This is a genomic window from Methylocystis sp. Sn-Cys (assembly GCF_016745395.1).
In the GTDB taxonomy this organism is placed as follows: domain Bacteria; phylum Pseudomonadota; class Alphaproteobacteria; order Rhizobiales; family Beijerinckiaceae; genus Methylocystis; species Methylocystis iwaonis.
Genome location: NZ_JAERVJ010000001.1, coordinates 17,950 through 40,974, shown reverse-complemented (window position 1 = coordinate 40,974; position 23,025 = coordinate 17,950). Strand labels below are relative to the sequence as shown.

Sequence of the window (23,025 nt, the reverse complement as noted above, 5' to 3'; positions counted from 1 at the left end):
CCCGACAGGTTTTGCCCAGAGCCCGTCATTGCGAGCGAAGCGAAGCAATCCAGGGCAGCGATGCGGCTCTGGTGCTTCGTCGGCTCCGCATCCTCGCATGACGGCGGTGATTCCCTGTGTCTCCAAACGGCGCGAGCGTCGGGAATGACGTAAATCAATTGACCGCTTTATTCTGCGGGCGCCGCCCGCTCGCGCGCAAATGATTCTTCGCGCGGTTTGCGACGCAGCTTGCTCATCAAGAGATAAATGACCGGCGTCGAATAGAGCGTCAGCACTTGGCTCAGCAGCAGCCCGCCGATGATCGTAATGCCGAGCGGGCGGCGCAGCTCGGCGCCGATTCCCCCGGCAAAAGCGAGCGGCAGCGCGCCGAACATGGCGGCGAGCGTCGTCATCAGGATCGGGCGGAAGCGTTCCTTCGCCGCCTCCAGCGCCGCGTCGTGGATGGACAATCCGCGCTCGCGCTCGGCATGGAGCGCGAAGTCGACGAGCATGATGCCGTTCTTTTTCACAATGCCGATCAGCAGCAGAATGCCGATAAAGGCGATCACGGTGAATTCGACGCCGAAGGCTTCGAGCGACAGAAGCGCGCCGAGGCCCGCCGAAGGCAGGGTCGAGATGATCGTGACGGGATGCACGAGGCTTTCGTAGAGAATGCCGAGAATGATGTAGACCGCGAGCAGCGCGGCAAGGATGAGCGTCGCCATGCCGCGCGCCACTTTGCGGAAGTCTGCGGCGTCGCCGGCAAAACCGGTACGCAAGCCGCTCGGCGGGTTCATCTCCTCGACGGCTTTTTCGACGGCTGCGGTCGCGGCGTCGAGGGTGGCGCCCGGCGCGACATTGTAGGAGATGGTGACGGCCGGCAGCACGCCCTGATGGTTCACGACGAGGGGCATCGAGCTGCGTTCCACGCGTGCGAGAGCCGTCAGCGGAATTTGCGCGCCAGAGGCGCTCGACACATAGATCCCGGCGAGGTCGCGGATGTCGCGCTGGCGCGACGGCGGCGTCTCGAAGATCACGCGGTATTGGTTGCGTTGTGTATAGATGATCGTGTCCTGTCGCTGTCCGAAGGCGCTGTTGAGCGCATTGTCGATGGCGGCGATCGGCACGTTCAGGCGCGAGGCGGCGTTGCGGTCGATGATGAGCTGGGCGCGCAGTCCCCCGACCTCTTTGTCGGAGGTGACGTCGGCGAGCTGGGGCAGTTGCTTGAGCCGCGCGAGAACCTTCACGCGCCATTCCTCGAGTTCGTCGAGCGAGGCGTCGGACAACGTGAACTGATATTGCGATTTGCTGACGCGGCCGCCCGAGCGCAGATCCTGGGACGGCACCATATAGACGCTGACGCCCGCAATCTTTGCGAAGGATACGCGCAGCCTGTCGACGACTTCGCGGCTCGACGACTTGCGTTCGTTGATCGGCTTCAGGGCGACGAAAAGGCGCCCCTGATTCCCCGACGCGGTGAGAGAGTTGGCGCCGATGAAGGAGCCGACATTGGCGACGTCCGGATCATTCATCAAGACATCGTTCACCTGCCTTTGCAGCCGCACCATCTCCTCGAAGGAGACGTCGGGCGCGGCTTCCGACGTGCCATTGATGAGGCCGATGTCGTCCTGGGGAAGATTGCCCTTCGGGATCGTCCGGTAGAGCTGCACGGTCCAGAGCACGGAGACCAGAATGACGACGAGCGTGATCCAGGGATGGTCCACGACGGGCCGCAAGGTGCGCGCATAGAAGGAGACGATTGCATCGAGCCCGTTCTCGACCAGGCGATCGAAGCGCGTCTTGTGATCGCGCCTCGGCGCCGGCAGCCAGGCGCAGATCATGGGCGTGACGGTCAGCGACACCACCGTCGAAATCAGGATGGCGAAGGTGAGCGTCACCGAGAATTCGCGCAAAAGCCGCCCGATCACGCCTTCCATGAAGAGCAGCGGTATAAAGACGGCGATGAGCGACAGGCTGATGGAGACGACCGTGAAGCTGATTTGCTTCGAACCTTCGAGCGCCGCCTGTAAGCGGCTGAGGCCGCGCTCCTGATAGCTCTCGATATTTTCGATCATCACGATCGCGTCGTCGACGACGAAGCCGACGGCGATGGTGAGCGCCATCAGCGACAGATTGTCGATCGAGAAACCGGCGAGCCACATGGCGGCGCAAGTGCCGACGAGTGACAGCGGCACTGTGATTCCCGCGGCGATGACGGGCGTCGCGCGACGCAGAAAGAAAAACACCACCATCATGACGAGCCCGACCGAGATCGCGAGCGTCAGTTGAATGTCGTGAATGCTGGCGCGAATGGTCTGAGTGCGGTCGGCGAAGACGTGGATTTTGATGCCGGCGGGAATCCACTGCTGCATTTGCGGCAGGAGCGACTTGATATGGTCGACGGTCTCGATGACGTTCGCCGAGGGCTGCTTGGTGACGATGATGATGACCGCGGGCTTGCCGTTGAACCAGCCGGCGGACATGCGATTGCGCACGCCCCGCTCCACTCTGGCGACGTCGCCGAGCTTCACGATCGCGCCATTGCGCGACGCGACGACGATGTTGCGATAGTCTTCCGGCGTCGAGAGCTGATCCGTCGTATCGAAGGTGATCTCCTGCGAGCCCCCGGAGAGCGCGCCGACGGCGGCGTGGGCGTTGGCGGTAAAGAGCGCCTTGCCCACTTCGTTGACGCCGAGATTCATCGCGGCGAGCCGAGCCGAATCCACTTGCACGCGAATGGCCGGCTGCTCGGCGCCGGCGATGCGCGCCTCGGCAACGCCCGGCACCTGCGAGATGCGTTGAGCGATCACCGAATCGGTGGCGTCGAAAATGGCGCTGGTGGGCAGCGTGTCGGAGGTCAGCGCCAGCACCAGGACGGGCATGGTGGATTGGCTGGCTTTGCGAAAGCTCGGCGCGGTGGGCAGATCGGTGGGCAGATCGACGAGAGCGGCGTTGATCGCCGCCTGAACGTCGCGGGCGGCGGCGTCGATATTCTTGTCGATGTCGAATTGCGCGATGATCTGCGTGCTGCCGAGCGAGCTCGTCGAGGTCAGCTCGTTCAAGCCCGATATGCCGGAAAGACGCCTTTCGAGCGGCGCAGCGACTGAGGCGGCCATCGTCTCCGGGTCGGCGCCGGGGCGCGACGCGCCGATGCCGATGGCGGGGAAATCCACGGCAGGCAGGCTCGCGACCGGCAGGAAGAAATAAGCGACGGCGCCCAGCAGGAAGAGCGCGGCGCCGAGGAGAGTCGTCCCCACGGGGCGCCGGATGAAGGGCTCCGAAACATTCATTCCGCCGCCTCCCGCCGCTGCAGCGTCTCCTCGGTCGCCGCGCCGAAAGTTTCTTCTTCGTCGTCTTGCCGCAGCGGCTTCAAGAAGCGGCGGCGCAGCCGGTCGACCTGCAGATAGATGACCGGCGTCGTGTAAAGCGTCAGCGCCTGGGAGAGGAGCAGGCCGCCGATGATCGAGACGCCGAGCGGAATGCGCAATTCGCTGCCCGGCCCGGTCGTGAGGGCGAGCGGCAGCGCGCCAAAGAGCGCGGCGAGCGTCGTCATCATGATCGGCCGGAAACGCATATGCGCGGCATGGACGATGGAGTCGCGGGGCGACATCCCTTCGTCGCGCTCCGCCTCGAGCGCGAAGTCGATCATCATGATCGCGTTCTTCTTCACGATGCCCATGAGCAGCACGATGCCGATCAGCGCCACGATCGACATATCGATGCGAAGGATCATCAGCGCAAGCAGCGCGCCGACGCCCGCCGACGGCAAAGTGGTGAGCACGGTGAAAGGATGGGCGAAGCTCTCGTACAGAACGCCGAGCACCACATAGATGGCGATGATCGCCGCCAGAATGAGCCAGGGCTCGCTCGCGAGCGATTTGTTGAACTCGGCGGCGTCGGCGCTGAAGACGCCGATGATCGACGAGGGCATGCCGATCGCCGTCTGCGCCTGGGCCACCAGCTTCACCGCGTCGCCGAGCGCGACGCCGTCGGCAAGATCGAAGCTGATGGTGGAGGCGGGGAACTGATCCTGATGCGCCACGGAAAGCGGCGCGGCTTTATTCTCGACGCGCACGAAGGTCGCGACCGGCGTCTGCGGCCCGCCGCCGATCGGCGCCACATACAGCTTCTCCAGCGCCGACATGTCGCGCAAATATTGCGGCGCGGCCTCCAGGATGACGCGATATTGGTTCGACTGCGTGTAGATGGTCGAAATCTGCCGCTGGCCGAAGGCGTCGTTCAGCACATTATCGACGTCCTGCGCCGAAATGCCGAGCCGGCCCATCTTCTCGCGATCGATCTTCATCAGCGCGCGCAGGCCGCCGTCCTGCGTCTCGGCGGCGACGTTCTTCAGCCCAGGCGTCCCGCGCAATTCGTCGACGAGGCGGTTGGACCAGCGCAGAAGCTCGCCCGCGTCGGCGGAGGTCAGCGTATATTGATATTGCGAGCGGCTCGGCCGCGTCGTGATTTGAATGTCCTGAACGGGCTCGACGAAGAGCGAGACGCCGGGGACCTTCTCGCCGGCGGTTTTCAACCGATCGGCGATCGCGTCGGCGCTCGTGTCGCGGATCTCGCGGCTGCGCAGCGTCACCGTGAGGCGGCCCACATTCGTCGTGGCGTTGAGCGGGCCGATGCCGAGCACCGAGGTGACGCCGGTCACTTCAGGGTCTTTGCGGAAGACGTCCGTCACCTGCGCCTGCAGCGCTTTCATGCGCTCGAAGGACGCGTCGGGCGCAGCCTCCATGACGACGCTCAGCACGCCCGTGTCCTGGCGCGGCAGGAAGCCTTTCGGAATGTAGATGTAGAGCGCCACCGTCAAAGCAAGCGTGCCGGCGGTCAGCGCGAGCATGAAAGTCTCGCGCTTCAACGCCCAGTCGAGCGAGCGATAATAGAGGCGGTCGAGCCAGAGCGACACGATCTCCCATGTCGAATGCGGGCGCGTTGGCGCGCTTTTGAGCAGCACCGCGCAGAGCATGGGCGTCAGCGTGAGCGAAATGACCGCCGAGATGACGACGGCGATGGAGAGCGTCAGCGCGAATTCCCGGAACATGCGCCCGACGATGCCGGTCATGAACAGCAGCGGGATAAACACGGCGATGAGCGAGACCGTCAGCGACACCACCGTGAAGCCGATTTCGCGGGCGCCGTCGAGCGCCGCCTGAAGCGGCTTCTTTCCGTGCTCGATGTTGCGCACGATGTTCTCGATCATCACGATGGCGTCGTCGACGATGAAGCCCGTGCCGATGGTGAGCGCCATCAGCGAGAGATTGTCGAGCGAGAAGCCCATTCCCCACATGACGAAGAAAGTGGCGATGATCGACAGCGGCAGGCTGACGCCGGCGATGAGCGTCGCCCGCCAACTGCCCAGGAACAGCAGCACGACAGCGACGACGAGGCCCCCGGCGATAAAAAGCGTCATCTCCACTTCGTGGATCGAGGCGCGGATCGTGTCGGTTCGGTCGTTGACGATGTCGAGGCTCATGCCGGCCGGCAGCTCGCCGCGCAGTTTCGGCAGCGCCTCTTTAACGAGCTCGACAGTCGCGATGATATTGGCGCCCGGCTGGCGCATTACGTCGAGTACAATGGACTGCTCGCCATTGTACCAGCCGCCGACGCGGGCGTTTTCGAGTCCGTCCGCGACCTTGGCGACGTCGCGCAGCATCACCGGCGAATTATTGCGCCAGGCGACGATGATGGTCTCATACTGCTTGGCTTGCAGAATCTGGTCGTTGGCGTCGAGCGTGTAGGATTGGCGCTTGCCGTCGAGCGACCCCTTGGCGCCGGCGTTGTTGGCGGCCGCGACCGCCTGGCGCAAATCCTCCATGCCGATGCGATTGGCGGCGAGCCGCGCGAGATCCGCCTCGATGCGCACGGCGGGGCGCACGCCGCCCTGCACCGACACGCGGCCGACGCCGGAGACTTGCGACAATTGCGGCGCAATCAGCGTGTCGGCGAGATCGCTCAAATCGCGCAGCGTCGCGGTTTTGGAGCGCAGCGTGAGGGTCAGCACCGGCGTGTCGGCCGGGTTCACCTTGGCGTAGACCGGCGGGTAGGGGAGATCGCGCGGCAGTGTCGAGGCGGCGGCGTTGATCGCCGCCTGCACGTCCTGCGCGGCGGCGTCGATGTCGCGGTCGAGAGCGAATTGCAGCGTGACCTGCGACAGGCCGAAGGAGCTTTGCGACGACATGCCGGCGAGCGAGGGAATCTGCCCGAACTGACGCTCGAGCGAGGCCGTCACCAGCGAGGCGATCGTGTCGGGATTGGCGCCCGGAAGCTGCGTCGTGACCTGAATGGTCGGAAAATCGACCTGCGGCAGGGGCGAGATGGAAAGACGCGAATATCCCAGCAGGCCGAACAGCAGGACGGCGAAGGCCATGAGCGAGGTCGCCACCGGCCTGTTGATGAAGGGCGCCGAAATATTCATGCCGCTTTCTGTTTACTTTCCGGGAGAGCCCTCTCCCTTTGCGCCGCCTCGGCGGCGATTGATCTGCTCTGGCTTGGTTTCGGGGCCGGCCGCCGCGGCGACGGGCTCCTCGGCTTTGACCACTTGGACCTTGGCGCCTTCGGAAAGGCGCGAGAAACCGCTGGTCACGATCGTCGTCCCGGGCTCCAGCCCCGACGTGACGACGACGAGATTCTCATCCTGCCGTCCGGTCGTGACGCTTTTCATTTTCGCACGACCGTCTTCGCTAAGAGTATACACGAAGGCGCCGTTCGGTCCGCGCTGCACGGCGGGGCTCGGCGCGACGATCGCATTGTGGATCGTATCGAGCATCAGGCGGACGTTGACGAACTGGCCCGGCCAAAGCGCCAGATTATCGTTCGCGAAAACGGCCTTCAGCTTCACTGTCCCGGTGAGCTGGTCGATCTGGTTGTCGACCACTTTCAGCTCGCCCGTCTCGATCACGCTCGCATTGTCGGGGCCGAGCGCGCGCACCGTGGCGGCGCCGTTGGCCTGCGCCTTCTGCACCGCCGGCAGCGCCTGCTGCGGCAGCGTGAAGACGACGTAGATCGGCTTGAGCTGCGTGATGATGACGATGCCGTTCTGATCGGACGGGTGAAGGATATTGCCGACGTCGACGAGGCGGATGCCGACGCGTCCGTCGATCGGCGAGCGGATGGTGGCGTAATCGAGCGTCGTCCTTGCGTTGTCGATCGCCGCCTGATCGGCGCGCACTTGCGCCTCGAGCTGGCTCACTTGCGCTTTCTGGGTCGCATATTGCTGCTGCGACAGGAACTTGCCGGCGACGAGCTTTTCGTAGCGCGCCATGTCGACGCGGGCGTTGGCGAGATTGGCCTCGTCCTGCGCTTTCTTGGCGACGGCCTGATCATATTGCGCCTTGTAGAGCGCCGGGTCGATTTCGGCGAGGACGTCGCCTTTCTTGACATCCTGGCCCTCGGTGAAGTCGAGGCGCAGCAGCCGTCCGTCGACCTGGGTCCGGATCGTGACCGAGTTGAGCGCCTGCACCGTGCCGACGGCGTCGATCGTCACCGGCACGTCCTGAACGCGCGTTTGCGCCGTCGTCACGGTGACGACGGCGTCGCCGCGTCCGCGTCTGCCGTCGGGCTGGTCGGCGGCGGGTTTATCCGCGGCGGGAAAACCCGGCAGCACGCCGGCGCGATAGGCCCCGCCCGCGGCAAGGGCGACTGCGAGCGCGCCGAGCGCCATGAGAATACGCCGGTCGGCGCGTATCATGGATGGATCCCTTTGTCCGCCTCATAGGCGGCGTTTGCGGAAGCGATTTCGGCGTCTCTCGTGGTGGGTGACCATCCGCCGCCGAGAGCCTGATATAGGCTCGTCGCCGACTGAAAATAAGACAGCCGGGCCAGAGCAAGTTGATCCTGGGCCAGGAACAGAGTGTTCTGCGTCGTCGACAGCGTAACGATGTCGATCGTGCCTTCCTGCAGGCGCATCTCGGCGGCTGTCAGCGCGCGCTGGGCGGCCGCGACGGCGAGGCCCTGCAGCCTGACCGTCTGCGCGGTCTGCTTCGAGGCGATGAGCGCATTCTCCGCGTCCGAGAGCGCCGTCAGGATTTGTTTTTTGTAGAGCGCGCCAAGCTCGGCGTAGCGGCCTTTCTGCAGCTCGTAATTTCCCTGCAGATTATAGCCGTCGAAAATCGGCTGGGCGAGATTCGAGGCGATTTGCCAGCCGATCGCCTCGGGGCGCAGAAGATTGTGCAGCAAGGCGGTCTGCACCCCGTATTGGCCGGTGAGCGTGATCGAGGGGAAGAACATCGCCCGCGCTTGCAGCACCGAGAATTCCTGCGAGGCGAGCTGGGCCTCGGCGTTTGCAATGTCCGGGCGGCGCAGCAGCACCTCCGACGGCATGCCCGGCGCGATTTTCGGATAGGAGAGCTTGGTGAGCGATCCGCCCTTAACAGAAAGGCTTTCGGGCGTCTGGCCGACCAGCACGGCGAGCTGGTTTCGCGTCTGCCGCAGTGTCTGCTCCAGCGGCGGGATGCTCGCCCGCTGCTGGGCGACCACGGTCTCCTGCTGCGCCGTGTCGAGCACGCTGGCGACGCCGACCTCGAAGCGCGCCTGAATGGCCCGGTAGACGCGTTCGGCGATGGCGACATTGTTATGGGCGATAGCCAGGCGGTCCTGGGCGGTCAACACCTGGAAATAGGCGTTCAGCACCGCGGCGATCGTCGAAATCTCCACTGTGTCGCGGTTGAAGCGGCTGGCGTTGGCCAGCAGCCGCGCGGCATAGGAGGCGTCTTCGTTCTTGCCCCAGAAGTCGATCTCGTAGCTCGCCGTCAGGCCGAGCTGGAAGAAATTGAATTCGCGCGCGCTGAAGGTGTTCGAGGATGACGTTGTCGTCGAAGACGATGTCGTCGCCGGGGTGAAGCCGCTGCTCGCCGAGCCGATGTTGGTCGTCGTGCCGGGCGTGCGCGTTCTGCGCGCGATGTCCTGCATGGAGATGCTCGGCCAGAGCGCCGCGCTCGAGACGCGCGCCTGGGCGTCCGCCTGCTGAATGCGCGCCACGGCGGCGGCGATGTCGAGATTGTCGCCGACCGCCTGCTCCACCAGCGTCGTCAGCTCCCTGGAGCCGAATTTGACCGCGAAGTCCGGGCCCCGCGCGATGGGCTTGGCGGAAGCCGGTTTGGCCTCGCGGAAGCTCTCGGGCGGGGGCGTCGCGAGGTCCGGCTTCTCCCAGTCCAGGTTGCAGGACGATAGGCACAACGCAGCCGCCGCGCTGAACGCGGCGCTCCGTTTTTTCCCAGCAAGTGCGAACACGACGTCGGCCGTCAACGGAAGCTTGTCCTTGTTGTTCCGCTGAGGTCTGTCCGCCAAAAACAGGCCGCGGTCAAGATAACTCTATCGAACATGTGGGATTTAGCCAGTCAAGGCTGGAACGACAAAACCACTCCGGCGAAGGTCGCGCCGGTTTGTCCGGTGACGCTCGCCTACGGCGTAGCAAGCGTCAAGTTACCTATCTTTAACCTGCGGCGAAAGCCGCTCACTCCTCGGCGTCGCCCGATTTGGGCGCCGCCGGCTTTGCTGGAGCCGCCGCCTTTGCCGGCGCGGGCTTTGCGGGCAACGATTTGGCGTCGCTCGGCCGCAGCGCGGGTCTCGCGCCCTTGGCGGCGTCCTGAGCCGCCGCTTTCGGCGGGGCTTTGTCTTTGTCTTTATCCGAGGATTTGGCGGAATCAGGCGCCTTGGCGCCCTTGGCTTCCGTCTTGTCGGCGGGGGCGATCGTCTTGGTCGGGCCCGAGATGCGCGTCCATGTCTCGCTCTGGCAAAGGAAGGCGACGAGGCAGCCGCTCAACGTGAGCTGATCCGGCGAATCGAGCGTAATTTTGCCCGTGTAGGTTTTGCCGTCCTCGGGGTTGTAGAGGTCGCCCTTCCAGCTATTCGGGCCGGTCTTGGCGGCGGAGCGCAGAATGAGCGGCGGCGGGCTGCCGTCGCGCATGGGGAGTATGCCCTTTGCGCAGAGCTTGCCTGTGCAATCGAAGAATTCCAGCTTGTCCGTCGGATGGCCGTCGCGCGCCCAAACGCCATAAATGTCCGTGCCGGAAGCCGCAGCGGGCGCGCAAAAAGCCGTCACGGCGAGGATGCTCAGCATTAGTCTCTTCATGACGCCCGGCCCCTGATTCGCATTTGCAGAATATATCGGTCCTCACGCAGCGAAAAACCGAACGCCGGCGCCGTCAAGCCGCATCAGCCTCGCCTTCGGCCGGATGCGGCGGCGGTCCGAGGAACGCCGGCACGATGATGAAGGCCGCGAGCAGAGTGAAGAAGAGGGAAATTGTCAAAAATTCGCCCATGCTCGCCGTGCCGGGATGGCTCGACAGAAAAAGGCTGCCGAAAGCCGTTCCCGTTGTCAGAGAGCTGAAGAATATGGCGCGCGTCAGGCTCGACGCCAGCATATCGACGACGCCCTTTCGCCAGGCGATGACATAGTAGATGTGGAAGGCGACGCCGACGCCGAACATCAGCGGCAGCGCGATGATATTGGCGAAATTGAGCGGCACGCCCAATATTTCCGCCGCCTGAAGGCTCATCACGCCGGCGAGCACGAGCGGCCCGAGCGTCAGCGCGACGTCCTTGGCGTTGCGCAGGGCGATGGCCAGAATCAGGAAGACGGCCACGAAAGCGTAGATTCCGGCTTGCAGAAAGGCTTGGGTCACGGTTTTCCCGGCTTCCGAAATGATGACCGGCGCGCCGCTCGACTCTGGCGCGACCGAAAGCACGGCGTCCGCGAATTTCGTCATCACCTCGAGATCGTTGCCATCGCCCTTCGGCGTCGTCTCCAGGCGCAGGACGCCGGTGGCCGTCATCCAGTCCGACCGGAGCTGCTCCGGCAAGGATTCGGGCGTCACGCGCTGCGCTTTCAGCGCCTCGCGCATTTGGCCCATGAGCCTTTCGAAGCCCGTGAAGGCGGCGGCGCGCGCCTTTTCGCGGATTTCGGGGCGTGCCTTGGCGAGGCCGTCGAGCGCCGCGGCGAAGCGGAGCGTCTGAGGCGAGGGCGCTTTGGCGACCGCCGCGCGCAGCGCTCTCGCGGCGTTGGTCAGGGCCTTGATCGTCTCGGCGTCGCTCGGGGCAGGTCTCACCTTGGGATAGAGCGCGTCATGCAGCTCCTTCGACGCGCGCTCGATCAGCGCGAGCTTCTCGTCCTGATCCACCGGGATGAGCGATTCGATCGAGTCGACATGATCGACCTCGGGCAGGGCCAGAATCTTCTGCTTCAGCTCGCGGGCGGCCTCGAAGGAAGACGCCAGCGTCTCGATCTTGTTGGGCGCGGTTTTGGGATCGGCGTTCAAGTCCAGGAAGGTTGCGACCGATTCGACTTTCTGGTCGCGCAGATTCATCGGATTGGAGTCGAAACGCAGCCGCAAGAGATAGGGCGTTCCGGCGAGAACGACGGCGGCGGTGCCAAAAAGGACCAGCTTGCGGTGGTGGGCGATCCAGTGATCGACCGTGGCCAGCGAATGGGTGGCGATCGGCACATGCTCGGCCGGCGGATGCAAAATCTTGATCAGCGCCGGCAGGAAGCTGAGCGTCGCGACATAGGCGATGATCATGCCGACGCCGGCGATGAGCCCCAGCTCCGCGACGCCCAGAAATTTCGTCGGCAGGAAGCAGAAAAAGCCGGCGAGCAGCGAGACGGCGGCGAGGGTGAGCGATCCTCCGATGCCGCGCGTCGCCGCGAGAAGGGCGCGCTCCAGATCGCCGTGGCCGTGGCGCTCCTCACGGTAGCGGGTCGCGAACTGAATCCCGAAATCCACCCCCAGCCCGATGAACAGGGCGGCGAAGGCGACCGAAATCAGATTGAAACGGCCGATCAGCAGCACGCCGACGCCGGAGGTCATGGCGAGGCCGGCAAGCAGCGTGAGCAGCACCGCCAGGATAAGCTTGGGCGAGCGCAGCGCGGCGAGCAGGATGAACGAGACGACGACGAGCGTGCCCGCGGTGTTCAGCGCCATGTTCTCGGAGAGCGTGGCGAATTCCTCATCCGCGAGCGGCGCCTCGCCGGTCAGGCGGAAAAGGAAGCCGTTCTCCTTGGTGACGCCGAGCTCGGCCGCGGTCTTGCGGACAAGCGCGATCGCGTCGGCGGCGGGCTGCAGCGCGGTGAAATCGAGTGTCGGCGTAATGAGCACGATGCGGCGCTTCTCCAGCGGCGGACCCGCCGGGGCGGCGTCGGCCTTGCCGCCCGCGAGCAGCTTCTCCCAGTCGACCTGCGTCTGGCGACCCGCAAGCGTCTCTTCGAAGGCGCGCGAGAATTCGTCGAGCCCCGCAAGATACATGGCCGTCGCGCGCTCGCTGCCGGCGGCGCGTTTCTGGTTGGCGACGAGGACGGTGGAGAGGCCGCGCAAGGTCGGGTCCTGGGCCAGCGGCGTCAGCACGTCGCGCTGGCCGAGCATCATGCCGACCGTATGCTCCACCTCGGGCAGGTCGAGGTAGAGCAAGCCGTTTTTCATGAAGAAGGCTGGATCGTCGGGGCGCCAGACGCGCTGCATCAGCGGCTTGCCCGTGAGCGCGGCGGCGAGCCGCGCCGCCGCGTCGTCGGCGGCTTCGCCGGTCTTCGCGTCGATGACGGCGACAATCGAATTCTCGAGCTGGGGGAAGGCGCGATAGAGCGCCGTCTGGTTTTTCCGCCAGGCCATGTTCGGCGAAAAAAGATTTGTGGTGTCCGTATCTATCGCGAAACGCTCGACGGTGAGGTAAACGCCCCCGCCCGTGAGAGCCAGCGTGAGAAGAACCACTGTCCAGGGCCAGCGAAGACAGAAGGCCACCAGTTTTTCCAACATTACCTGACCCCGGACCACATTTGCGACGTTGCCCAACGGAATAACCGCTAATTATTGTATTCTTCTATACGCGAGCGCGGCCGACCCACCAAGGCGCCGGGACAGGAAAATGCGGGCGATCGTTAAGGATTACAGATAACTCAGCCACCAGAGGTCGCTCCGGCGCCGTTTGATTTCAGCGAACCAACGGCAGAGCGGGTAAAGTCCCACGACCACGAGAATCCAGGCGACATAGGCGCCGGCGAGGCCTGTCCCGAAATCGGCTGGCGGCGCCCCAGACTTGATGACCGCGCTTATGTCTTGGAGCGAGTAGCCCCGCCAGGCCGCGAGCGCCAAGGCCCCGGCGGCGCCGGCGTATAAATGCAACACGTAAAAGAACAGGGGCGTGCGGCCGAAAACGACGAGCGCGCGCCCGACCGCCCCGCGAAGACGCTCCAATGCGGGCAGGGCGAGCGCCGCGCCGCCGAGCGTGACCAGCAAATAGAGAAGCGAGGGCGGATATTTCGTGACGTTGAGGAAGGAAAGCGCCGAGCCGATCTCGTCGGCCCGTAAAGTGAAGGCGCGCGGGTCGCCGTAGAAATTGGTCGCCCGCAGGACGATGAAAAGCGCCAGCGCGCCGAGCCCCGCCTTTTGCAGGACGGCGTCGCGCTCCTGGGCGGGGCGTTTGAACAGCGGCCCGAGCCCATAGCCGAGCGCCAGAACCCCGATCCAGGGAAGGGCCGGATACAGCAGATGGCCGGGGAGGTCGAACGGCAAGGCGCCTGGTTCATGAAGCAGCCGCCACCACGGCGCCAGGGCGCCAAAGTCCGCCGCCTTGATCCCGTCGAGAAGGTTGTGGCCGAGAAGGATCGCGGCGCCGATAGCGAAAACGACCGCCGGCCGCGCGAGCGACAGGACCGAGAGCGCCAGCAGCCCGCAACCGATCGCCCAAAGCGTGCCGAGGCTGATGCGTCCTGGCCCACCCCAGGTCGGGCTGATCACGACGATCTCGAGCAGGATGAGCCAGACGCCCCGCGTCGCGAGGAAAAGGGTGAGTTCTTTGTGGCTCCGCCGCGCGCCGTAAAGATATGCGCTAACGCCCGCCAGGACGGCGAATGTCGGCGCGCAGAAGTGGGTGATGAAGCGGGTGAAGAACAGAAAGGGATAGGTGTGGTCGAGATCGGTGGGGCTGAAGCGCAGGGCGTCGGCGTCGAAGAAGTCGCGCATATGGTCCAGCGCCATGATGACCATGACGAGGCCGCGCAGCCGGTCGATTTCCGGCAGGCGCGTATCGTCTAGCTGCTTGCTGGGACCGTCCCTCATCCCAGCGTCGCGAGCCCCGGGAATAATTCGAGGAGCCAGAAGGACATTTCCTGCACGCCGCCGGTGAGGAAGGCGACGCCGGTAAAGATCAGCAGCACCCCGACGATCTTCTCCACCTTGCCGAAATGCCGGCGGAAGCGGGCGACGAAGGCGAGGAATCGCCCGAGCGCGAAGCCAGCGACGATGAAGGGCAGGCCGAGGCCGAGCGAATAGGTGGCGAGCAGCGCGGCGCCGCGCGCGACGGTGTCCTGCGTTCCCGCAACGGCGAGAATGGCCGCCAGAATCGGCCCGATGCAGGGGGTCCAGCCGAAGGCGAAGGCGAGGCCCATCACATAGGAGCCGAAGAGTCCCATGGGCTTCGTGATTTCCGCGCGCTTCTCGCGGTAGAGCAGGCTCACCTTGAGCAGGCCGACGAAGTGGAGGCCCATCAGGATGATGATTGCCCCCGCGACCCAGGAGAGAATTTGGAGATTGGCGCGGATCACCGCGCCGAAGGCGCTCGCCGTCGCGCCGAGCGCGACGAAAACGGTCGAGAAGCCGAGAACAAAAAGAACAGCCGACAGGAGGACGTCGCGCCGTGCGCGCGAGCGCGACTCGATCTCCAGATCCTCCATGCTGACGCCGGCCAGATAGGTCAGATAAGGAGGCACCAGCGGCAGGACGCAAGGGGAGAGGAAGGACAGAAGCCCAGCCGCCGCAGCCGCTGGAAAAGTGACGTCCGCCGCCATGGTGGTCCCCTAAAGCATCATTTTTCGGAAGGTGGAGACGTTTCTGCCATAGCCCAGGCCGCGGCGCAAAGGCGCTTCGCCCGTAGGAGGCTCGCGAACGGATTAATTTCCGTTAATCTGTTAACCATATGTAAGGATTTTCCGATACGCTGACTTCGGGAAACGCGTCGGCGCGGTGGGCAGCATGGGGCTACAGGCCGGATTTCACATCGACATTGCTCGCACGCCGCTTCACGGCCCGACCGTGCGCGTCGATCTCGACGCCTGTCTCAGATTGCCCGACGGGTCGGAGCATTCCTGCCGCATCGTCGAGGCCTCGACCGGCGAGATGGCGCTCTCGGCGCTGGCCGAGCCTTGTTACGGGGATAAGATTTTCATTCATAGCGCCGAACTTGGCCGATTCGAGGGACGTGTCGAACGGCAGAGCGACGGCGGTTTCGCCATCGGACTCGATCTGATCGTCACACGGCGCCGCAAGCTTGCCGCGCAGCTCATTTGGTTCGCCAATCGGGACGCCTTCGGTCTGCCGGACGCGCGCCGGCACAAGCGTATCGTCCCGAGGATGCCGTGGACGACGATCTGCTTGCAAGGCGGCAAGGAAAATGCGGCCTGGATCAACGACGTCTCCTGCTCGGGAATCAGCGTCGAGACCTCGGCGCACGCCTCAATTGGCGACCGGGTGTCGCTCGGGGTGAAGACCGCCGTGGTCGGGCGCATCTTCGACGGCGGCTTCGTCGCCGAATTCGACCAGTATTTCGAGGAAGGACAAATCTCCGACAGGCTTCGATTCTGACGCCGCCCCCGTTGCGGCGGCAATGTGACGAAAAAGCCACTTAACTAGAAATTAGCTCCCGGGTTAATCCGGGCCGGTTGCGCCCCCGCTCCGGTATTGAGATAGCTTTTATAACTAAAGGCAGTCGCTGCCGTTTTTTTGAATTCTGGCATTTCCGGGGGATCTTCATGCGCAGAACTGCGATCACGACAACCGCTCTCTGCGCTTTGACGCTCCCAGCCGTCGCCGAGGACACGATCGGCTCCGCCGCCGCCATCGAGAAGGACGTGCAGGGCCTCTCCAGCGGGCGCAGCATGCGCCTTTCGAAGGGCGACGAGGTCTATTTCGACGAGGTGCTGACCACCGGCGCGGCAAGCCGCGGCAAGTTCGTCTTCTCGGACCGCACCGATCTGCAAATGGGCCCTTCGTCGCGGGTGAAGCTCGACAGTTTCGTCTATGCGGGCGGCGCGGGCGCGACTTTCAACGCCGCCAAGGGCGCCTTTCGCTTCGTCTCCGCCCCCGGCGAGCACAAGCCCTATGACGTGCGAACGCCCACCGCGACGATCGGCGTGCGCGGCACCAATTACGGCGTGCGGGTGAGCTCAGGCCGGACAGACGCCGTCCTCTACGCCGGCGCGATCGAGGTCTGCGACGCGTCGGGCGCTCAGTGCCGCGTGCTGGATAAGCCCTGCACCACCGTCACGGTCACGCCCAACCACGTCTCCGAGCCTAAAAAGGTCGGCAAGAAGGATTGGAGCTTCGACAACACCTGCAAGGGCGCCCCGCCGCCCTCGGACCATGGCTCCAACCCGCCGCCGGGCGAACCCGCGCCGCCGCCCCCGCCAGGCGGGGAGGCCCCCAGCTTCAACTGGGGCGGTCCCACGATCGGCTTCACCGCCGGCTCGGTCGTCGGCAACAGCTATTTCGCTGATCCGGTGCCGCTCAACGGCGCGGCCTTCGCCGGCGGCCTAAAGATCGGTTATATACTGCCGATCTGGGCCAATATCGTCGTGGGCTTCGAGACCGACGCGCAGTTTCGTTCGTCGATCGGCGGCTCATCCAACGGCGAGGGCTCCGTCTCCGGCTCCCGGCCGGGCTATATCGGCACGGCGCGCCTCAAATTCGGCTACGCCTTCGACCGCATCCTGGTCTACGGCACGGGCGGTCTCGCCTATGGCCATATTATCGCGCCCAAGAGCTACGCCGGCTTCAACGTGGTCGGCGCGGGCTATTCGACCGGCGCGAGCCTCGACCACGCCTTCCTGCCGGGCTGGTCGGTGGGCGGCGGCGTGAGCTACGCGCTGACGCAGAACATCTCCGTCAACGCCGAATATCTCTACATCAAACTCCAGCACCATTATCCGGCCTATACCTCCAGCGCGGCGCCGGGGGCCTTTCCTGTGGGCGATCACAGCGGCATGCACGGCATTCGTTTCGGCGTGAATTTCGGCTTCTCGCCGGGCGATCTGGCGCGCCTTATCCGGTAACGCGCGATCTCATTCCAGAACGGCTGCCGCCGCCGGCGGGATAGCGCTCGCCGAGACGACGGCGCCCCGCCGGGCCTGAAGCCGCTTCGAGAGCGCATGGCCGTAGCCGGCAAGCTTCAATTCCAGTGGGAAGAGAAGCAGGCAACATCCGACCATCGCCGCCGTCAAAGCGAGTTCGGCAATCGCCTCTAAGTCGTTGAAGACCGGGCCATTGCAGAGCTGTTGCCAGAGATAGATCGAATAGCTCGCCCGGCCGACATAGGACAACGCCCGGTTGGAGAGCATGCTGCGGAACGGGCCTGTCGCGCCCGAGAGCAGAACCATGGCCGGGATGGCGGCAATATAGAGCAGCCGGTAATAGGCGATGAGTTCCGCACGCGCGGCTTCGTCTTGCCCGAAGGAGGCGACGACGCCGCGCGGCAGGAAGACGATCACCATCGCCGCGATCAGCGCCGGGACGCGACAGCCTTGCGACGCCGCGATAACGCGCTCGCCGTGCTTCGCCGCGGCGTAGCCCGCGAAGAAGAGCGCATAGGCGATGACGAAGCCCGTCTTGCCGATCCACCAGACGGTGAAGGCGAAAGGAGCGGCCGCAAAGAGCAGGGCGGCGGCGGCGATCGGCCGGGGCGCCTTGCCCAACTCGAGATAGGCGAACGCGACCGGAAAGAGCCAGTAGAACTGCTCCTCGAAGGCGAGGGTCCACGTATGGCCGACATACCAGTTGCAGGAAACGTCCGGCGCCGTGGTGTTGCACAGATAAAGCGCGGCGCTCAGGAAGTTTTCTGGAGAGAAGTCTATGAAGCCGGCTGCGCCCAAAGCGAGGCAGAAGGCCAGATAGAGCATCAGCGGCGGGACGATGCGGAAGAAGCGGCGCGCATAGAAGGCTAGAGCCGAAAATCCCCCCGAGCGGTCTACTTCGGCGAGGCAGGCGCGGCTGACGACATAGCCGCTGATGAAAAAGAAGATGAAGACGCCGGTCTCGCCATATTGGGAGATGAAGCCGATCGGGCTCGCCTCGTAAAAGGCGCCGATCTCGCGGTTCGCGCCGAGATGATCGAGAAAGACGAGCATGATCGCGAGCACGCGCCAACCATCGATATAGGCAAGTCTCGTGGCAGGCGCGCGCATATCTGATCCATAGGCGCCCGGCGGCGCGATTCGGGGTTGGCCCGAAAATTCCAGATCATGACGCTAATGTGAAGCCTGCGGTTGGAGCCCGTCATTGCGAGGAGGCGAAGCCGACGAAGCAATCCAGAGCCACATCACGGCCCTGGATTGCTTCGCTTCGCTCGCAATGACGGGGGCTGGGCAAGTGCGCGGCCTAAAACCGATCCGCGCGATAGGGCGATGGGTCCGTAAAAGGCGTCTCGCCTGTCATCATTTCGGCAAGCAACCGCCCGCTGACCGGCCCGAGGGTCAGCCCGTGATGGGCGTGGCCGAAGTCGAACCACAGCCCCTTGTGGCGCGGGGCGGGGCCGAGGACCGGGAGCATATCGGGCAGGCAGGGCCGCGCGCCTTTCCATGGCGCCGGATCGAGCGCTTTCCCGAGTGGGAAAAGGCGCCGCGCGATCGGCTCGCATAGTTCGATCTGCACGGGAGTCGGCGGCGCGTCACGAGGCGCGAATTCGGCGCCGCTCGTGAGCCGGACGCCCTTGGCCATGGGCGCAAGGAGATAACCATTGTCGGCGTCGAGCACGGGATGATTGAGCTTGGCGCCTTCTCCCGGCGCATAATGCATGTGATAGCCGCGCTTGAAGCCGAAAGGCATGACATAGCCGAGCGGCTTGAAAATCTGGTCAGACCAGGGGCCGAGCGCCACGACGGCGTCGCGCGCGAGAATGCGCCCCTCCGGCCCCGCGACGCTCCAACGCCCATCCGCCTCCTGCGTCAGGCTCGAGGCGTCGCCGTGAATGAAACGCCCGCCGCGCGCGAGGAAGAGATCGGCGTAGGCCTTCGCCAGGGCACCAGGGTCGCTCACCGAGGCTGTGTCGAGATAATGCACCGCGCCCGCGACAGGCGCGAGATGCGGTTCGCGCGCGGCGACATCCGCCGAATCCAGAATGTCGATATGGAGATCATATTTCGCCAATCTCTCGGCGTCCGCGATCCCGGCCCTGAAGGTTGTTTCGCTACGAAAGAGCTTGATCCAGCCCGTATGGCGCAGCAGCGCATCCGCGCCCGCCTGGGCGACGAGCGCTTCATGTTCGCTGAGACTGTGTTCGATCAGCGGGCGGCGCGCGACGATGCTTTTTGCGACGCGCTCGGGCGCGCTCTCGCGCCAATAGCGCAGGAGCCAGGGGCCGACGCCGGGCAGCGCCGTCAAATGATAATGCGCCTCGGGCAGAAGGTTCAGCGCATATTTGACGAGCCGCGCCGGGTCGCGCGGGAAGACATAAGGAAAGATCGAGGAGCGCTCGATGAGGCCGGCGTTGCCGAAACTCGTCTCGAGCCCCGCCCCGCGCCGGTCGATCATGACCACCGCGCGCCCGCGCGCCTGTAGGCTCAACGCCGCCGATACGCCGACCATGCCCGCGCCGAGAACGATGACATCCGTGGTCTGCATGCCGCCTCCAGGCTTCTCATATGGTCGCGCGCGCTTTGCAATACAGCCTCGCCGATGCAAGCGCCATGCAACCGGCCTCCCGTCTCTCAGCCGAAAAACGAGGCGAGATAATAAGCGGCGCCCGCCGCAAGCCCGCCCACGAGGAAGGTCTGAAAGCCCGATTTGAACGGATCGACGCCCGTGAGCTTGCCCTTCACTCCGCCGAAGACGAGCAGAGCAAGGCCGGTGAACCCCGCCGAGTAAATGAGCGCTTTTTTGATGTCGCTCTCGATCATGTAAGGCGCGAGCGGGATCAGCCCGCCCACGAAATAGGCCGTGGCGATGGTTGCGGCGCTCACCGGCGCGCGCTTGGGGTCGGGCTTTTCGAGGCCGAGCTCGAAACGCATCATGAAATCGACCCAGCGTTTCTTGTCCGCCGAAAGCGCCGCCACGACAGTGTCGACCTCGGGCTTGCCGAGCCCATATTCGCCGAAAATTTCGCGCAGCTCCTTTTTCTCCTGCTCGGGGAGCTTTTCGACCTCGGCATATTCACGCTTCTCTTCGGAGTGGAAATGCTCCTGATCGCTGCGCGCCGCGAGATAGCCGCCCAGTCCCATGGCGGTCGCGCCTGCGACAATCTCGGCGAGGCCCGCCGTCACCACGACGCGGGTTGAGGCGATCGCCGCCGTAATGCCCGCCGCGAGCGCAAAGGGGACAGTCAAGCCGTCCGCCATGCCGATAACCACGTCGCGCACCGTCTCGGAGTTGAGAAAATGCCGCTCGACATGTTCGCCCGACGCGGCTTTCGCGCGACGCCCAAAGAGGATCGTGCGCAGCTCCTCTGTGCCCAGCACGCGTTCGAGCTCCACGAAGGCGAAGAAGGGAATGAGCCCGACGCTCGCAATGATCGCCGCCATCAGGATCGCCTGCAGCGAGCCGTCGCCCAGCTTGGGAACGGCATCGGCGACCGTTTTGTCATGGAAGAAGACGCCGATCGCCGTTTCCTCGACGACGTGGAAGGCGACGAGCAGGACGCCGAAGAGCAGGGATTTGAGGAGCGCGGGCGCGGCGACGGGCGAGTCTTTTCCCGCCTCGCCGAGATGCAGCTTTTGGCCGATGAGGATGATCTTGGCGAGCGCCAGCGCGTTCACGAGCGCCAGACCCTGCTGATAGGTCAGGAAATCCTCGTTGAAAATGAAAGCCTTGTGCAAAGTGAACAGGGTCAGCAGCACCCAGAGATAAAGAAAGATGGCGAGGAGTTGCTTTCCCTCCTCCACAACGCCGGATTTGATCCGCGCCAGACGTTCCTGCTCCATCCTGGCCTCCCGAGGAGAGCGCGCCGCTCTGCTTGCGGCTCCCATCATAACCGGCTCCATCGGAGCCGTCATCGCGAGGAGCGAAAGCGACGAAGCGACCCAGAGCGGCTACGGTTGGCCCTGGATTGCTTCGCTACGCTCGCAATGACGGGAGCGGGAATTAGTGCCGCTTGGCCTCGCGGATGCGATAGACGCCGTCTTCATCGCGCGCAAACGTCTCGTCGACCTGCGGATGGCGGACGGGCTCGCCGGAAGTGTCGGGCATGAGATTCTGCTCCGACACATAGGCGACATATTCGGTTTCCGCGTTTTCCGCGAAGAGATGGTAGAAGGGCTGGTCCTTGCTCGGACGCAAATCCTCTGGGATCGACAGCCACCATTCCTCGGTGTTGGCGAACACCGGGTCGACATCATAGATGACGCCGCGGAATGGATAGCGGCGGTGCTTCACGACCTGGCCGATCGCAAATTTGGCAATGCTCTCTCGCGGCATTCTTACGACGCCTTTAACGCAGATTTTACTGCAGCATTTGGTAGCGCAGCGCCCTCGGCGCCGTCAACGGCGCCGAGAGAGAGCAATCATAGTGTCGTTAAATCAAGCCTTTAGTGCGGCGACGCCGGGGAGGGTCTTGCCTTCGAGCCATTCGAGGAAGGCGCCGCCCGCCGTCGAGACATAAGAGAACTCCTGGGCGGCGTGCGCCTGATTGAGCGCCGCGACCGTGTCGCCGCCGCCGGCGACCGACAGGAGCTTCCCTTCCACCGTCAGGCGCGCCGCCGTTTGCGCGACGGCGTTGGTGCCTTCCTCGAAGGGCGGCAGCTCGAAGGCGCCGAAGGGGCCGTTCCAGACGAGCGTCTTGCATTGCGCGAGAAGGGATTCGACCTGAGCGACCGATTTCGGGCCGACGTCGAGGATCATGTCATCCGCGCCGACATGGTCGACGGAAACGATATGCGACGGCGCATGAGCCTCGAATTTCTGCGCCACTGTGGCGTCGACCGGCAGAACGATCGTGCAATTGGCGGCTTTCGCCTTTTCGAGAATTGCGCGCGCCGTGTCGGCGAGTTCGTGCTCGCACAGAGACTTGCCGACCGCCTTGCCCTGCGCGGCGAGGAAGGTGTTCGCCATGCCGCCGCCGATGACGAGGTACTCGACCTTGTCGACGAGATTGCCGAGCAATTCGAGCTTGGTGGAAACCTTGGCGCCGCCGACGATCGCCATCACCGGCCGCGCCGGATTGGCAAGCGCGGATTCGAGCGCTTCGAGTTCCGCCTGCATGGTGCGGCCGGCGATGGCCGGGAGCTTACGGGCGAGGCCTTCCGTGGTGGCGTGGGCGCGATGCGCCGCGGAGAAGGCGTCATTGACGAATAGGTCGCCGAGCTTTGCGACTTCCGCGACGAAAGCGGGATCGTTCTTCTCCTCGCCTTTGTGAAAGCGGGTGTTTTCGAGAAGGACGACGTCCCCGTCCTTCATCGCCGAAACGACCGTCTCGGCCGCTGCGCCAATGCAATCGTCGGCAAAGGGAATCTGGCGCTTGAGATAATGTTCGAGGGTCGGGAGCACTTGGCGCAGCGAGTCTTCGTCGACGCGCTGGCCCTTCGGGCGTCCGAAATGCGAGAGCAGGATGACCTTGCCGCCTTTGCTGGCGATCTCGTTGATCGTCGGCAGAATGCGCTCGATGCGGGTCGCATCGGTGACGCGTCCCTCCTCCATCGGCACGTTGAGATCGACGCGCAGCAGAACGCGTTTGCCTTTGACGTCGAAGTCGTCGAGGGTTTTGAAGGTCATTTGCTCACTTCTTGAGGTAGTTCATTGCGAAGATGAGGATGCCTGAGCCCAGCGCCCAGGTCGTGAAGACGATGCCGAGCATTGTCCAGGTTGTCGGGAGAGAAGAAAAACGCGCTTCGACGCCAGAAATTCTGCCCTTAACCTCGGCGAGGTCCGTTTGAGCTTTATGCAAGTCCGTTTGCTTCGCGCCCGTCAACGCGATTTCGGTAACTTGAAGCTGGAGTTTGGTCAAATCCGCCTGTTTGGCGCCCGTCAGCAATGTTTCCGTTATCTTTGACTCAAGGCGCAGGAGAATTGCCTCTATGCGATCGACCTTCTCCTCGAGCTTTCCAACACGCGCTTCGAGCATGGGATCCTCCGG

At 64.3% G+C, this 23,025-nt stretch carries 16 protein-coding genes; 2 read left to right on the top strand and 14 right to left on the bottom strand.

Annotated elements, in window-relative coordinates; all coding sequences use genetic code 11:
• Positions 1-167: 167 nt before the first annotated feature.
• The 8 genes from JJT62_RS00160 to JJT62_RS00125 form a co-directional block, all read right to left on the bottom strand.
• On the bottom strand, positions 168-3,269 hold the full coding sequence (locus JJT62_RS00160) for an efflux RND transporter permease subunit (protein WP_202070677.1): 3,102 nt from the start codon (positions 3,267-3,269) through the stop codon (positions 168-170).
• The gene (locus JJT62_RS00155) at positions 3,266-6,403 is read right to left on the bottom strand and encodes an efflux RND transporter permease subunit (RefSeq protein ID WP_202070676.1); all 3,138 of its coding nucleotides are present in this window, start codon (positions 6,401-6,403) and stop codon (positions 3,266-3,268) included. Before JJT62_RS00155 ends, JJT62_RS00160 begins: the two co-directional genes overlap by 4 nt.
• 12 nt (positions 6,404-6,415) lie before the next feature.
• Complete coding sequence (locus JJT62_RS00150) at positions 6,416-7,675, bottom strand: efflux RND transporter periplasmic adaptor subunit (protein ID WP_202070675.1); 1,260 nt, start codon at positions 7,673-7,675, stop codon at positions 6,416-6,418.
• Complete coding sequence (locus JJT62_RS00145) at positions 7,672-9,162, bottom strand: efflux transporter outer membrane subunit (RefSeq protein WP_246744623.1); 1,491 nt, start codon at positions 9,160-9,162, stop codon at positions 7,672-7,674. The genes JJT62_RS00150 and JJT62_RS00145 overlap by 4 nt, the downstream gene beginning before the upstream one ends.
• A 277-nt stretch (positions 9,163-9,439) precedes the next feature.
• On the bottom strand, positions 9,440-10,057 hold the full coding sequence (locus tag JJT62_RS00140; protein ID WP_202070674.1) for a DUF2147 domain-containing protein: 618 nt from the start codon (positions 10,055-10,057) through the stop codon (positions 9,440-9,442).
• A gap of 73 nt (positions 10,058-10,130) precedes the next feature.
• Positions 10,131-12,716, bottom strand: coding sequence for an MMPL family transporter (locus tag JJT62_RS00135; RefSeq protein WP_370568457.1), 2,586 nt, complete (start codon positions 12,714-12,716; stop codon positions 10,131-10,133).
• A gap of 144 nt (positions 12,717-12,860) precedes the next feature.
• Positions 12,861-14,033 carry a DUF1624 domain-containing protein gene (locus tag JJT62_RS00130; protein WP_202070672.1) on the bottom strand — a complete coding sequence of 391 codons (1,173 nt, stop codon included), beginning with the start codon at positions 14,031-14,033 and terminating at the stop codon, positions 12,861-12,863.
• Positions 14,030-14,761 (bottom strand): cytochrome c biogenesis CcdA family protein, encoded by a 732-nt coding sequence (locus JJT62_RS00125; protein WP_202070671.1) that lies wholly within the window; start codon positions 14,759-14,761, stop codon positions 14,030-14,032. The genes JJT62_RS00130 and JJT62_RS00125 overlap by 4 nt, the downstream gene beginning before the upstream one ends.
• Positions 14,762-14,945: 184 nt before the next feature.
• On the opposite strand from JJT62_RS00125, the gene JJT62_RS00120 reads away from it, so the two are divergent.
• Positions 14,946-15,554 (top strand): PilZ domain-containing protein, encoded by a 609-nt coding sequence (locus tag JJT62_RS00120; RefSeq protein WP_202070670.1) that lies wholly within the window; start codon positions 14,946-14,948, stop codon positions 15,552-15,554.
• 167 nt (positions 15,555-15,721) lie between these two features.
• A complete protein-coding gene (locus tag JJT62_RS00115; protein ID WP_202070669.1) occupies positions 15,722-17,020 on the top strand; it encodes a FecR domain-containing protein in 1,299 nt (432 codons plus the stop codon).
• A gap of 9 nt (positions 17,021-17,029) precedes the next feature.
• Here JJT62_RS00115 and JJT62_RS00110 read toward each other — a convergent pair whose 3' ends face one another.
• The 6 genes from JJT62_RS00110 to JJT62_RS00085 form a co-directional block, all read right to left on the bottom strand.
• Positions 17,030-18,148: an acyltransferase gene (locus JJT62_RS00110; RefSeq protein ID WP_202070668.1), complete on the bottom strand. Its 1,119-nt coding sequence runs from the start codon at positions 18,146-18,148 to the stop codon at positions 17,030-17,032.
• 193 nt (positions 18,149-18,341) lie between these two features.
• Positions 18,342-19,583 carry an FAD-binding oxidoreductase gene (locus JJT62_RS00105; protein WP_202070667.1) on the bottom strand — a complete coding sequence of 414 codons (1,242 nt, stop codon included), beginning with the start codon at positions 19,581-19,583 and terminating at the stop codon, positions 18,342-18,344.
• A gap of 86 nt (positions 19,584-19,669) precedes the next feature.
• Positions 19,670-20,389, bottom strand: a complete 720-nt coding sequence (locus JJT62_RS00100; protein WP_283484214.1) for a VIT1/CCC1 transporter family protein — start codon at positions 20,387-20,389, stop codon at positions 19,670-19,672.
• 649 nt (positions 20,390-21,038) lie between these two features.
• Positions 21,039-21,371, bottom strand: coding sequence for a heat shock protein HspQ (hspQ, locus tag JJT62_RS00095; RefSeq protein WP_202070666.1), 333 nt, complete (start codon positions 21,369-21,371; stop codon positions 21,039-21,041).
• Between the two features lie 102 nt (positions 21,372-21,473).
• Positions 21,474-22,664, bottom strand: a complete 1,191-nt coding sequence (gene pgk / locus JJT62_RS00090; protein WP_202070665.1) for a phosphoglycerate kinase — start codon at positions 22,662-22,664, stop codon at positions 21,474-21,476.
• A 4-nt stretch (positions 22,665-22,668) separates the two neighbouring features.
• Complete coding sequence (locus tag JJT62_RS00085; protein ID WP_246744622.1) at positions 22,669-23,013, bottom strand: hypothetical protein; 345 nt, start codon at positions 23,011-23,013, stop codon at positions 22,669-22,671.
• Positions 23,014-23,025 lie beyond the last annotated feature (12 nt).

Coding starts and splice junctions, on each gene's coding strand:
- JJT62_RS00160 (WP_202070677.1), bottom strand. CDS start 3,269: ATGAATGTTTCGGAGCCCTTCATCCGGCGCCCCGTGGGGACGACTCTC.
- JJT62_RS00155 (WP_202070676.1), bottom strand. CDS start 6,403: ATGAATATTTCGGCGCCCTTCATCAACAGGCCGGTGGCGACCTCGCTC.
- JJT62_RS00150 (WP_202070675.1), bottom strand. CDS start 7,675: ATGATACGCGCCGACCGGCGTATTCTCATGGCGCTCGGCGCGCTCGCA.
- JJT62_RS00140 (WP_202070674.1), bottom strand. CDS start 10,057: ATGAAGAGACTAATGCTGAGCATCCTCGCCGTGACGGCTTTTTGCGCG.
- JJT62_RS00130 (WP_202070672.1), bottom strand. CDS start 14,033: ATGAGGGACGGTCCCAGCAAGCAGCTAGACGATACGCGCCTGCCGGAA.
- JJT62_RS00125 (WP_202070671.1), bottom strand. CDS start 14,761: ATGGCGGCGGACGTCACTTTTCCAGCGGCTGCGGCGGCTGGGCTTCTG.
- JJT62_RS00120 (WP_202070670.1), top strand. CDS start 14,946: ATGGGGCTACAGGCCGGATTTCACATCGACATTGCTCGCACGCCGCTT.
- JJT62_RS00115 (WP_202070669.1), top strand. CDS start 15,722: ATGCGCAGAACTGCGATCACGACAACCGCTCTCTGCGCTTTGACGCTC.
- JJT62_RS00110 (WP_202070668.1), bottom strand. CDS start 18,148: ATGCGCGCGCCTGCCACGAGACTTGCCTATATCGATGGTTGGCGCGTG.
- JJT62_RS00105 (WP_202070667.1), bottom strand. CDS start 19,583: ATGCAGACCACGGATGTCATCGTTCTCGGCGCGGGCATGGTCGGCGTA.
- hspQ (WP_202070666.1), bottom strand. CDS start 21,371: ATGCCGCGAGAGAGCATTGCCAAATTTGCGATCGGCCAGGTCGTGAAG.
- pgk (WP_202070665.1), bottom strand. CDS start 22,664: ATGACCTTCAAAACCCTCGACGACTTCGACGTCAAAGGCAAACGCGTT.
- JJT62_RS00085 (WP_246744622.1), bottom strand. CDS start 23,013: ATGCTCGAAGCGCGTGTTGGAAAGCTCGAGGAGAAGGTCGATCGCATA.